11 protein-coding genes and 1 pseudogene are annotated in these 12,400 nt (G+C 69.2%); 1 reads left to right on the forward strand and 11 read right to left on the reverse strand.

From position 1 onward, the window contains the following. Nucleotides 1-895 precede the first annotated feature (895 nt). The 9 genes and pseudogenes from AB0383_RS16165 to AB0383_RS16205 all read right to left on the reverse strand — a co-directional run bounded on the left by AB0383_RS16165 (nt 896) and on the right by AB0383_RS16205 (nt 10,498). On the reverse strand, nt 896-1,864 hold the full coding sequence (locus tag AB0383_RS16165; protein WP_364171743.1) for a glutamate ABC transporter substrate-binding protein: 969 nt from the start codon (nt 1,862-1,864) through the stop codon (nt 896-898). Between the two features lie 148 nt (nt 1,865-2,012). Then, nucleotides 2,013-3,425, reverse strand: a complete 1,413-nt coding sequence (locus AB0383_RS16170) for a hypothetical protein (protein WP_364171744.1) — start codon at nt 3,423-3,425, stop codon at nt 2,013-2,015. Between the two features lie 95 nt (nt 3,426-3,520). Continuing rightward, nucleotides 3,521-3,832, reverse strand: a complete 312-nt coding sequence (locus AB0383_RS16175) for a DUF397 domain-containing protein (protein ID WP_364171746.1) — start codon at nt 3,830-3,832, stop codon at nt 3,521-3,523. A gap of 95 nt (nt 3,833-3,927) precedes the next feature. Beyond that, complete coding sequence (locus AB0383_RS16180) at nt 3,928-4,692, reverse strand: helix-turn-helix transcriptional regulator (RefSeq protein ID WP_366187659.1); 765 nt, start codon at nt 4,690-4,692, stop codon at nt 3,928-3,930. A gap of 121 nt (nt 4,693-4,813) precedes the next feature. Further along, nucleotides 4,814-6,060: pseudogene (locus tag AB0383_RS16185) on the reverse strand (GAF domain-containing protein). 265 nt (nt 6,061-6,325) lie between these two features. After that, complete coding sequence (locus AB0383_RS16190; protein WP_366187660.1) at nt 6,326-7,468, reverse strand: acetoin dehydrogenase dihydrolipoyllysine-residue acetyltransferase subunit; 1,143 nt, start codon at nt 7,466-7,468, stop codon at nt 6,326-6,328. Then, nucleotides 7,468-8,481, reverse strand: a complete 1,014-nt coding sequence (locus AB0383_RS16195; protein ID WP_366187661.1) for an alpha-ketoacid dehydrogenase subunit beta — start codon at nt 8,479-8,481, stop codon at nt 7,468-7,470. Before AB0383_RS16195 ends, AB0383_RS16190 begins: the two co-directional genes overlap by 1 nt. Nucleotides 8,482-8,495: 14 nt before the next feature. Next, entirely contained in the window at nt 8,496-9,452 is a 957-nt protein-coding gene (locus AB0383_RS16200) for a thiamine pyrophosphate-dependent dehydrogenase E1 component subunit alpha (RefSeq protein ID WP_364171753.1), read from the reverse strand. Further along, entirely contained in the window at nt 9,449-10,498 is a 1,050-nt protein-coding gene (locus AB0383_RS16205; RefSeq protein WP_366187662.1) for an NAD(+)/NADH kinase, read from the reverse strand. Before AB0383_RS16205 ends, AB0383_RS16200 begins: the two co-directional genes overlap by 4 nt. 248 nt (nt 10,499-10,746) lie before the next feature. Here AB0383_RS16205 and AB0383_RS16210 point away from each other — a divergent pair, with 248 nt between their 5' ends. After that, complete coding sequence (locus AB0383_RS16210; protein ID WP_366187663.1) at nt 10,747-11,505, forward strand: LLM class flavin-dependent oxidoreductase; 759 nt, start codon at nt 10,747-10,749, stop codon at nt 11,503-11,505. A gap of 80 nt (nt 11,506-11,585) precedes the next feature. Here the strand turns inward: AB0383_RS16210 and AB0383_RS16215 are convergent, their stop codons facing one another. Both AB0383_RS16215 and AB0383_RS16220 read right to left on the reverse strand, forming a co-directional pair. Then, nucleotides 11,586-11,807, reverse strand: a complete 222-nt coding sequence (locus tag AB0383_RS16215; protein ID WP_366187664.1) for a heavy-metal-associated domain-containing protein — start codon at nt 11,805-11,807, stop codon at nt 11,586-11,588. 220 nt (nt 11,808-12,027) lie between these two features. Next, nucleotides 12,028-12,231 (reverse strand): cold-shock protein, encoded by a 204-nt coding sequence (locus tag AB0383_RS16220; protein ID WP_013222289.1) that lies wholly within the window; start codon nt 12,229-12,231, stop codon nt 12,028-12,030. Nucleotides 12,232-12,400 lie beyond the last annotated feature (169 nt).

Consider the following 12,400-nt stretch of genomic DNA (forward strand, 5'->3'; position numbering starts at 1 on the left):
CGTGTCCCAGCGGACCGGCGGCGGCGGAGTCCACGAGGGCGTCTCGGCGCCCGCGTTCTCGTCCGGCGCGGCGTGCCGAGGACGGCGCGGCTCCTCCGACACAACTACCTCCCGAGATCCCCGCGGAAAAAGTCCCTCATTGATCCTAGTCGGGCACCACGACGCGGGGGTCCAGACGCCTCAGGTCCGCCCGAAGGGACCTGCCGCGCGCCGGCGCTTGGCCGACGGAACCGGCTGCGGAGCTGGGAACCGGCGCGACTGGACGATTCGCGCACGGATTCGGGACCGCCGGTCCACTCGCGCGCGCCGCCGCGAACGGTCGAGTCGCGCGGCCGCCGCGGTGCGAGAGGTCCAGTCGCACGGCCGAACCGGTGCAAGCGGTCCCCTCGCACACCGGCATTGGTGTGAGAGGGCCAGTCGCGAGGCTAGAGCGGCCGAGCGGTCCCCTCGCACTGCCGAACCGATGCGAGAGGTCCAGTCGCGCAGCGGCGGTGGTCCGAACGGTCCCCTCGCCAGGCTAGAGCGGCGCGAGCAGTCCCCTCGCACGACCGAACCGATGCAAGCGGTCCCCTCACGCACCGACACCGATGCGAGAGGGCCAGTCGCACGGCCGAACCGGTGCAAGCGGTCCCCTCGCGCACCGGCTGATGCGAGAGGGCCAGTCGTGCGGCCGCCGCGGTGCGAGAGGGCCAGTCGCGCAGCGGCGGCGGTCCGAACGGTCCCCTCGCGAGGCTAGAGCGGCACGAGCAGTCCCATCGCGAGGTGAGAGCGGCACGAGAGGTCCAGTCGCGCGGGCACGAGAGCGGCGCGAGAGGTCCAGTCGTGCGGGGTGCGCGGCGCCAAGGGGCCGTTCGGGCGAGGGGCCGTGGCGGAGGGGTGCGCGAAGCGCATCGGGCTACTTGTACGTCGGCGAAGGGGGCGTGGCCGGGCCGAGGCGGGCGCCGACCCATTTCTGGTAGCTGGAGGACCACGTGCCGTCGGTGCGGGTGGTTTCGAGGACCGAGTTGACGTAGCGGACGAGGTCCGGTTGGTCCTTGGGGATGCCGATGCCGTAGTTCTCGGTGGTCATGGGCGCGCCGGCGACCTTGACGGTGGGGTCTTGGGCGGCCATGCCCGCGAGGATGGTGTCGTCGGTGGAGACGGCGTCGACCTGGTGTTGCTGGAGCATGATGAGGCAGTCGGACCAGTTGTCGACCGAAACGGCTGTGGGGTGGGCCGGGTCGGTGGCGATTTTGGCCAACGAAGTCGACTGTTTGGTGGCGCAGACGCGTTTGCCCTTCAAATCAGACAGGGATTCGGCGTTGGAGGCTTTGGGGACCAGGATCTTCTGGCCGGCGACGTAGTACACCGACGAGAAGGCCACGTCCTTCAGGCGCGCACACGTGATCGAGTAGGTGCGGACGACGATGTCGACCTGGTGGTCCTTCAGCACCTGCTCACGTTGCGACGACGCGATCGCCCGGAACTGCACGTGGCCCTCGGCCGAGCCGAAGATCGCGGCGGCGATCTGGTTGACCATGTCGATGTCGAAGCCCTCGAGGTTGCCCGACTTCGGATTCCGGAAGCCGAACAGGTACGTGGTCTGGTCGACGCCCGCGATGAGCTTGCCGCGGGCCTTGATCTTCGCGACCGAAGGCGAGCTGACCGAAGCGCCGGCGGGAGAAAGGCTGGCCGTCGGGTCGCAGCTGGAGTCGGACGAGCCACCGGCGGAGGCGTCGGGGCCGCCGACGTCCGCGGGCATCGGCCAGGCCGCGTCACTCACCGGGGCCGGGTCGATCGGCTGGGGTGCCGAGCCGCACGCGGTGGCCAATACCGCGACCACCGCCAGTGCGGCCGCCCGGAACAAGTGACGCGACCGAATCACCGGGACTCCCTCAATCTCCGCCGTCCGCAGGTCACGATGCCCGCAGTCGCCGATCTCCATCTCACGCCGTCAGCCCACGCCGAACCCCGCCGAGCGCACGACACGGCAGCCGCCGGCCGTGCGGAGGACGTCGGGGAGGGAGCCGGGGTCACCGGTACTCCCTCAGGCGTTCGCGGACGCCGACCGTCACGCCGCCGGCGGCGAGCACCGCGAGGAAGCCCACGCCGGGGGCCAACGCCGTCAACGCGTTGTCGCCGGCCTGGGTGTCGTCCAGGAATTCCTGGCGGCAGACTTCGATGGCGTCCTGGAGGTTGGCGTCGAGGCGGGCGAAGGCGGCCGCGGCGCTGCCCTGGCTGACGGAAGTCGCGAAGTCGACGGCCTGCTGGTACTGGCCGGAGTCGTCGAGTTTGCGGACTTCCAGGTGGGCCAGGGACCACTCGCGGGCGGCTTCTTCGGCAGCCTCGATCTTCTGCTGGCCGGGGGTGCCGGCGGCGAGGTCACGGGCCTGGCCCAGCAGGCCGCCCGCGCCGTCGGCGCCGACCAGCTTCTCGGCGAGCTTGATGAACTGCTGTTCGTACGTGCCGCCGTCGCCGCGGGCGACCAGGGTCAACGTCTCGTCGGCGCGGGCCTGCAGGGCGGCGATGCGCGCGCGGGCGAGCACGTCGACCTGCGAGCTGCCGTCGGTCTTGCCCGCGCCGACCAGGCTGCCCTGCACGATGAGCGCCACGGCGCCCCACAGCATCGACAGCACGATGCACGCCGTCGCCACCAGCAGGCCGATGTTGACCACGCGGTTGGTCTTGCGCGTGAGGTACACCTGCGTGACGACCAGCGCAGCCACCAGCGCGAGCAACAGCGCGACGGCCGCCCACGGAAAACCGGTGCTGTCGTCCTGCTCGGCGGAGAGCTTGTCGGTGTCCGCGCGGTACAGCGCTTCCGCCGCGGGCAGGATCGTCGTCCGCATCAGCTGCGAAGCCTCGCGAAGGTACGAAGCACCCGAAGGGAAGCCCTGACGGTTGTTCGCGCGCGCCGTCTCGACGATCCCGGTGTACACGGGGATCTTCTGGTTCAGGATGTCCACCTGGTGAGCGGCGTCACCCACATCGGCGGTGTCCGACGCGGCCTTCGCCAGCGCCGAACCCGCCTCCGCGATGTCCTGCTCGTACTTCTTGCGAAGCTCCGGCGGCTCGGTGCCCACCGATAGGAACGTGGTCGCCGCCGTCGCGTCCGCGTCGGACAGCGAGCGGAACACCTGCTGCGCCGCCGATGCCAGCGGTTCGCGGTAGCTGATCAGTCCACCGATGGTGTCGTCTTTGTCCTGTGCCGACAGCGTGCCCACAAGCCCCGCCACCAGCGACAGCAACACCAAGCCCACGGCGATCACCGAAAGACGGCCCGGCGTCGTCGCCGCCGATCTCACGATCGCGCGCACCGCCTGGCCCGGCAGCTCCAGCAAGCCCGCGATGCCGCTGCGGCCTTCCGGTTCCTCAGGCGGGGGCGCGGAAGCACCCGTACCGCCAGCGCCCGCAGACGTCTCCGGCCGCGTCACCGTGCTGGTCATCCCCGATCCTCCCCGTACGCCACCCGCAGAAGGTAGCCGGTCGCGGAGAGCCGGGCGAACCTCACCCGGAAGGTGTCACCAGCACGTGATCTCGATCAGCGCCCGGCAGGGGCGGCTGCAGAGGCGAGGAACGCGGTCCAGGCTTCAGCCGAAACGGTGAGGTGACCCGCGCCACGGTCCTTCGTGTCTCGCACCCCGATCTCGACCGACGGGGTGGCAATCACCTCAACGCAGTTCGCCTGGGTGGAGCTGTGGGAGCTCTTGTTCCACGCGCCGACCTCCACACAGTTGGACTCGGAGGTGCTGTACGAGCTCTTGTGCCAGGCACCAACCTCGACACAGTTGGCCTCGGTGGAGCTGTAGGAACTCTTCCGCCAAGCGGCCTGGACGGGATCGGTGGCGATCATGGTTCGGGCTCCTCGGTCGCGTTGAGATTGCCGATCAATCTGGCAATCAGACTAGCGGAGTCCGCCGGTGACAAGGCGCAGCGAAGTAGGCCACGTCAGGCATGCTGAACGCGAGCCATGGAGGCTTCGTCCTCCAGAAAGCTGCTGGCTCCGCGAGTTTCCGCGTAGGCGAGAGTGGGCTGCGCGGCGAAGTCGAGCAGGACCAAGGGCCCTTCCAGCCCGGGGTGGCCGCCGACCGAGAACGGCACGACTTGGATGGTGACATTCGAGCGATTCGCCATCAGCTGCAAGTGTTGCAGCTGCCCGCGCATCACTTCTGGACCACCAACCAATCGCCGCAACACACCCTCTTCGATCAGCAGGTGCACGACAGGACCGTTCAACCGGCCGAGCACAAGCTGGCGGCTCACCCGCGCAGCGATCAGCTTCTCGACATCGAGCTCCTCCAACCGCCGATCGATGCTCTGCATCAAGGCGCGCGTGTACTCGGGAGTCTGCGCGAGGCCTGGAATCAAGAGTGGCTCGTAGTTTTTGATTCCAGCTGCTTCGTCCTCGAAGCGGATCAGCTGCTTCCAATTGGGTGGCAACTTGCCGTGGATCTCGTGCCAGTTCCGCTCTTCCCCTTCGCGCAGCAGGGTCAGCAGCTCCTGGCGTTTCTCCGTTGGAGCGTGCAGGAACCCGAGGATCGCGGAGACGTCGTCGACGTAGAGGCCGCGGTCGCCGGTCTCCATGCGGCTGATCTTGCTCTCCGAGAAGCCGAGGCCCTCGGAAACCTCTCGGCACGTGAGGTTCGCCTTGATCCGCAAGGCCCGCAGCTCGGCGGAGACCCGGCGCTGCCGCACCGAAGTTCGCTTGGTCATGGTGCACACCATCGCCGCTTGCCACGCGGGCAAGAAAGATCACTCACACCAATGGTGGTTGCGCGTACGCGGGGCAACCCGCGCGTGCCGTTGCTTCGCAAGGCAAAACTAGCCCGCAGCGTCAACCAGCGATGGCCGAACCGTGCACGACGACTTCGAGGTTGTCGGCGAAGCGATAGGGGCGGCCGACGATGATCCCGCCGACGATCCGCCGCAGCCGGGAAACCTCGGCGCGGACGGTGACCGTGCGCGTCGCGTCGCCGAACAACACCGAGGACAATTGTGAAGCGCTGCAGCCGTTTCGGTGGGCGGCGAGGGCGTACAGCAGCTGCGCGTGACGCGGGGAGACGCGGTGGGTCCATTCGCCCGCGGAGCCGTAAACCGTGAGCAGCGGTTCGCCAGGGATGCGCAGGTCCAGGGAAACCCGAGTCGGTGGAGCAGCTTCGGAGTCGGTCAAGCGAATGAGCCGCCGCCGGGCAGTGGTTCGACCACGCAGTGGCCGTGGGCGGGCAGCCACAGCGGGCCGGGGCCGACGGACGCGGGCAACGGCAGGCGGCCGGCGGGCGCGAGGCCGGTGGCGGCAGAGATCGCGGAGGGAGTGGTGGTGGCGATCCAGCCGTGCTGATCGGTGACCAGCACGCGGCCGGAAACCTTGGCCAGCAAAGGAACCGCGATGCCGCGCAGCCGTTCGAGGTCGGTCAGGTGCGTGGTGCGCAGCTGGGATTCGGCGAGGCGGCCGACGGCGTCGACGAGGGCGAGGGTGGTGGCGTGGACCGTCGAGGCGGGGCCGGAGAGGTCGACGACGCCGAGGAGCCGGCCGTCGCGGGGGTCGTGCAGCGGGGCGGCGGCACAGGTCCAGTCGTGCTGGGCGCGGACGTAGTGCTCGGCGGAGTAGACCTGCACCGGGCGCCGAGCCACGAGCGCCGTGCCGATGGCGTTGGTGCCGACGGCTTCCTCCTGCCAGTCGACGCCCTCGACGAACCCGAGGCGGTCGGCACGGCGGCGGACGTGGACCGAGCCGTCGCGCCAGAGGACGTGGCCGGCGGCGTCGACGATCACCATGATGTGCGCGGCCTGCTCGGCCAGGCTGAGCTGGCCGCCGCGCAGTATCGGCAGCAGCGGGGTGAGGCCGCTTTCGCGGCGGCGTTCTTCGAGCTCGGCGGCGTCGAGGATCGGCGAGGACGCGCCGCGGTCCGGGTCGATGCCGAGCCGCCGCACGCGGGACCAGGACTCGCTGATCACCGAGCGCGGAGCGCTGGGCAACGCTTCGCCCGCGATGGCGGCTTCGTGGACGCGGGCGAGAGCGCGCGCGTGCCGCCGGGGGTCAACCCCGACCGGCAACGCTGCCTCGAGGTGCTGCTGGCCCAACAACCACCCGCTCCTAGTCCGACTCCCCCACCGTGGCGTTCGGTGCTCCATCCATGCCCCCGCCACCACCCTCAACGGAGACGCTGCGCGCCCACGCCCCATTCCACGCAACGAATGCCGCGTTGGGGTGCTCCTCACCCGGCCTCCGGTGCCAGTGTGCCGGTGGCTGGGCCGTGATCGGAAGGGGCGGTGACTTCACCGACAGAGTCGAGCAAGGGTCGAGCAGTGGTCGAGGAAGGGTCGAGGAAGGCCGTAACGGCGTCGGTCAAGGCCGTGCCGAGCTCTCCGTCGCCCCGGCAACCACCTCGACCACCACCTCGACAACAGCCGACGGTTTCTCCAAGTGGACCAGGTGGCCGGCGCCGTCGACGGAGTGGACGTCCGGGAGGCCTGCCGCGTTTTCGGGTGGGAGGACGGCGTCTTCGCTGCCCCAGACCACGGTGACCGGGCCTTCGTACTGGGCCAGGAGCGGGGCGATGTGCAGGGCCGGGGTGTCGTCGTCTTCGAGCAGGGTGCCGAGGAGTTTCTCCAGGACTCGGTCGACGCCGTCGAGGCGTTTGTACTTGAGGAGGTCGTCGGCGAGGCGGCGCGTGACCAGGTCCGGGTCGGCGAAGAGGGCGCTGAGGTGGGGCTTCAGCTCTCTCCTCGACGTGGCGGTGGCGAAGCCGCGCAGGTAACAGGCGTTGATGCGGTCGCCGAAGCCGGCCGGGGCCACCAGCGTGAGCGAAGAGACCTTCGCGGGTTGCGCCGCGGCGGCGGCCACGACGACGGCGCCGCCGAGCGAGTGGCCGACTAGGTGCGCCTTGGTGACGTTGAGTGTTTCGAGGAAACCGAGGACGGCGTTGGCAAGGGTGGTGAGGGAGCCGTCGCCGACGTCCTTGGTGGACTCGCCGTGACCGGGGAGGTCGAGGGCGTGGACGGTGCGGCCGTCGGCGAGCGGCTCCTGGACGAAGAGCCAGGAATTCTTGTCGCCGCCGTAGCCGTGGACGAGCACCACCACTTCGCCATCAGAACCGCCGGCGTCACCGAGCGTGGCGTAGCTGAGGGTGCGGCCGTCGACCTCGACGGTGCCGGTGGCCGGTCCCGCCGCCTCCTCGACCACGCCTTCGGCCAGCTCCCGCAACGCGGTTTCGGCGGCTTCGTCGACCTCGGCGTCGGCGACGGATGCGGGAGCGACCAGGGCGATCGTCGCGCCGACGGGTACGTCCTCCCCCGCCGGAGCGATCACCCGGCGCAGCACGCCGGAGCCCGGAGACTCCAGCGTGCCGGTGATCTTGTCGGTGTCGATGTCGACGAGGTCGTCACCCTCGGTGATCTCGTCGCCTTCGGTGGCGAGCCAGTCGGTGATGCGGCCCGTCTTCATCGACAGGCCCCACTTGGGCATGGTCACGCGCTGGATCTCGGCCATCACCGAGTCCAGCCGACCACGGCTTTCGCCGCGTTGACCACCTGCTGGGGGCCGGGGATGTAGAGGTCTTCGAGCGCGTCGGAGAAGGGCACGGGCGTGTGCGGCGGCGTGACCATCTCGATGGGTGCATGCAGGGACGCGAACCCTTCGCGGGCGACGAGCGCGGAGATGTCGGTGGCGAGGTTGCAGCGCGGGGAAGCCTCGTCGACGATCACGAGCCGGCCGGTGTTCTCGACGCTTTCGAGGATCGTCTCGGTGTCGAGCGGACTGGTCGTGCGCGGGTCGATCACCTCGGCCTCGACCCCGGTCGAGGCCAGCTCGCGCGCGGCTTCCTCGGCGACGCCGACCATGCGGCCGATGGCGACGATGGTGACGTCCTCGCCGTCGCGGACGACGTTCGCTTCGCCGAAGGGAATGGTGTAGCTGTCTTCGGGGACTTCGCCGGAGGTGTCGTAGAGGGCCTTGTGCTCGCAGAAGATCACGGGGTCGTCGTCGCGAATGGACTGGATGAGCAGGCCCTTGGCCTCGTACGGGCTGGAGGGCACCACGACCTTGAGGCCCGGGATGTGCGTGAAGATCGGGTACAGGCACTGGGAATGCTGGGCGGCGGCCCGCAGACCCGCTCCGTACATCGTGCGGATCACCACGGGCGTGCGCGCGTTGCCGCCGAACATGTAGCGGAACTTGGCCGCCTGGTTGAAGATCTGGTCGAAGCAGACGCCCATGAAGTCGATGAACATCAGCTCGGCCACGGGCCGCTGGCCGGCCGTCGCGGCGCCGATGGCCGCGCCGATGAAGGCCGATTCGGAGATCGGTGTATCGAGCACCCGGCCGGGGAAACGGTGGAAAAGTCCTTTGGTGACACCGAGAACGCCGCCCCACGCGTCGTCCTCGCCGGGGCTGCCCGCGCCGCCGGCGTTGTCCTCGCCCATCACGATCACCGACTCGTCGCGCTGCATCTCCTGCGCGAGGGCCTCGTTGATCGCTTCGCGGTAGCTGATCGTGCGTGCCATGACTCGCGCTCCCTTCAGTACGAGACGTAGACGTCGGTCTCCAGGTCGGCTCGGGTGGGTTTGGGTGCGGCTTTGGCTTCCGCCACGGCTTCTTCGACAAGTTTCGCGACTTCGGTGTCGACCTTGTCGAGGCTTTCCTCGGACAGCTCGCCGCTTTCGACCACGCGCGTGCGGAAGCGCTTGAGGCAGTCGAGGTTTTCGCGGGCGTGAGCGACCTCGTCGGCGCGGTAGGCCTGCTGGTCGCCCTCGAAGTGGCCGAAATAGCGCGTGAACTTCATTTCCAGGAGCGTGGGACCGCCGCCGGCGCGGGCGCGGTCGATGGCCTCACCGGCGGCTTCGGTCACGGCGAAGAAGTCGTAGCCGTCGACGATCACGCCCGGCATGCCGAAGCCGGCGGCACGGTCGGCGATGTTGTCCGAAGCAACGGACCAGGTACTGGAGGTGGCTTCGGCGTAGCCGTTGTTCTCGGCGACGAAGACCGCGGGCAGGTTCCAGACGGAAGCGAGGTTGAGGGCTTCGAGCGTGGTGCCCTGGTTGCTGGCGCCGTCGCCGAAGAAGGCGACGCCGACGCCACCGGTGCCCTGCTGCTTCGCGGCGAGCGCGGTGCCGCAGATGAGCGGCGGGCCGCCGCCGACGATGCCGTTGGCGCCGAGCATGCCCTTCGACAGGTCGGCGATGTGCATCGAGCCGCCCTTGCCGTGGCAAGATCCTGTGGTGCGGCCGTAGATCTCGGCCATCATGGCCTTCACGTCCACGCCCTTGGCGATGCAGTGGCCATGGCCGCGGTGGGTGCTGGCGATGGTGTCGCGGCGGTCGAGGTGGCTGCAGACGCCGGTGGCCGAGGCCTCCTCGCCCGCGTAGAGGTGGACGAAGCCGGGGATGTCGCCGGTGGCGAACTCCTCGTGCACGCGTTCCTCGAACGCGCGGATCGTGCGCATGGTGCGATAGGCCTCCAGCAAGGTCTCCGTCATCGTCGACGCTCCTTTCCCTTCGTAGGCGCACCGCCTTCGGTGGATGTGGTGCGCAACAACCCTCGTTGGGCCGCTTCGGCCATCACCGCGCGCACGTCGACGCACCACGGCCCGTCGGACCGGAGCTCGACGTACGCGCTCTCCCCTGGCTTGAGCTCGAGCTCGCGTTCACCGTCGACGGCGATCACGCCACCGCCCGCGGCGAGGTCCACGCGCATGCCCTGCTGGAGCACGCCCCAGCCGCGCACGCCGACGGCTTTCACCAGGCCGGGGGCGATGGGCGCGTGGACCACGTGCGGGGTGACGCCGACGGGCCCGAGCTTGAGGGCGACACCGTCGGCGCTGGAGCGCGGGCTCGGGCAGAGCTGGCCCGCGATGCTGGAGAGGCCGATGCCGTCGGGCTCGGCGAAGGTGCAGTAGAGCTCGGTCAGCGACGCCGGGTCCCACAGCGCCTTCGCGCCGACGTGCTTGCTCAGGGTCACCGCGACGTCCACCAAGGCGATCTCGCGCCGCGCCTTGGTGACGACTTCGAGCTTGCTCACGCGGTGGGTGACCAGGTCGGGGTCGATCTGACCGCTCGCGATGAAGCCGGCGGCGAGACCAGCGACGGTCGCTTCGCGCATCTGCGGGAAGGCGTTGTTGGTTCCGGTCGACAGCGCCAGCAGCGGCACCTCGCCGCACGCCTTCGCGGCGACGCGGGCCGTGCCGTCGCCACCGAGACAGACGATCACGCCGGCCCCCGCATCGACCATCCGGCGCACGGCGTTGATCGTGTCCTGCGCGGTGCCCGTGAGCGGGTCTTTGTCGCAGAACTCGACACCCGGCAGCGGCTCGCGGCCCAGCCGTCGGTGCACAGCCGCGGAAATGCCGCCGAGGTCGGTGGAAACGAGCGTTCTCTCGACGCCCGTGATGGCGAACGCGGCCAGCACGCGCTGGACCATGTTGGCCTTCTCGGCCGTCGGGAACACAGACGCCTGCGCCACCAGCCGCCGGATGTCCCGCCCCGACGCCGGGTTGGCGACGATGCCCGCCACACCTGGGCCCACCACAGATCTCCTTGTCCTGCTTGTGCCGGTTCAGCAGACCGTGTAATGCCGGATAGGGGAAGGGTTGCGGAGGGTTGCAGCTCGATTGCTCACCCGGACGGCCCAGTCCCTCGGCCGGGGGAATCACCCACCCGAGGCAGGCACGAAGGGGCACACCGTGCGGCACGACGTGCGCCGATCCGGTGACGAGCCCCGGCGAACGGGTCGATCGTGTCAGACCGGCGGGTAAATCCCTTCCCCGGAAAGCGGTGCGCGACGTTCGCCCGCAGGTCATCCCCGAGTGGGCGGCGCAGGCCGAGGAGGCCGGCTTTTCCTCGTTGGGCACCGTCGGCCGGATCGCCTACCCCGGCGTGATGGACACGGTGGCGCTGGCCGCGGCGGCCGGCGCGACCAAGTCGATCGGGCTCGTGAGCGGTGTCCTGCTGGCGACGGTGTGGCCGGCGCCGTTGTTTGCCACGGAGCTCGCGGGCATCGACGGTGTGTCCGGTGGCCGACTGTCGGTCGGCTTCGGAATCGGCGTGCGCCCGGACGACTTCGTCGTGGACGGGCTCGGCGCCAAGGGCCTCGGGGCGCGCATCGACCGTGACCTCGACACGTACCGTTCGATGTGGACGGGGCAGCCCGTCGGCGGCGGCGACAACCCGGGCGTGCCGGCCGGGACCCGCGAGGTGCCGATGTTCTTCGGCGGCATGGCGCCGGCGTCGTTCACGCGCATGGCGAAGTGGGGTCAGGGCTACGTCGGCGGCTCGGCCCCGGCGCAGTTCGTGGCCGGCCACTTCGAGCAGGCGCGCGCCGCGTGGAAGGACTCCGGCCGCGCCGGTGACCCCTACCTGGTGGCGCTCGCGTACGTCGCGCTCGGCGACATCGACAAGGGCCGCGCCAACGTGGGTGACTACTACGCCGGCGCGGGCGAATTCACCGACCTCGCCGTGTCCGGCGTGTGCGGGACGCCCGAGAAGCTGAAGGCGACCATGGCGTCGTTCGCGGACCTCGGGTGGACGAGCTGATCTTCAACCCGGGCACCGACGACGTCGACGACATCAAGCGGCTCGCGGACGCAGTGCTCTGATCCGCGGGTTCTGACCCGCTAGACGAGTGCCACGGTGCCTTCGTAGGTGTAACCCGCTTCTTCGACGGCACCGCGGACGGCGTCCTCGGTGAGCTCTTCGGCGCTGCGCACGACGACGCGGCCGGTTTCGACGTCGACCTCGACGCTTTCGACGCCCGGAAGTTCGGTGATTTCCTCGGTGACCGACTGTGCACAGTGGCCGCAGGACATCCCGGAGACGGTGTAGCCGTTCTCGATCATGGCGCGCAGCCTACGAGGTCCACCTCGGACACGATCGGGTGATAGCGGGGTGACCTGGAGGCACGGAAGTCGTTGTCCGGCAAGGGAAACCAGATCGTGAGACAGCCCGCAAAAGAACACGACAGCGTTGCCACGCGCCAGCGCTCGCAACGACAGCGCTGGTAACGAAAGAGGGCCGCCACCCGTAGCGCGGGTGGCGGCCCCTTCACGAAGGTCTAGGTCAGATGACGGTGACCGACGTGGCCTGCGGGCCCTTCTGGCCCTGGCCGATCTCGAACTCCACGCGAGCGTTCTCTTCGAGGCTCTTGAAGCCGTTACCCTGGATCTCGCTGTAGTGAACGAAGACGTCGCCGCCACCGTTGTCGGGGGTGATGAAGCCGAACCCCTTCTCGGAGTTGAACCACTTCACAGTGCCCTGAGTCATTAAATATCTCCATACATAACACCAAACGGGAAGCCACATCAGCACCCCGAGTCAAACCCGGGCGGTTTGCTTCCTCGAGTGAGGAGACACTACGCCCGCTGATATCTGCGAGCGTAACTCACAAAAATCGAGACCATCGAAAGTAAAGCACAGCTTGTGGCACGTGGAC

Source organism: Amycolatopsis sp. NPDC051373, assembly GCF_040689465.1.
Classification (GTDB): domain Bacteria; phylum Actinomycetota; class Actinomycetes; order Mycobacteriales; family Pseudonocardiaceae; genus Amycolatopsis.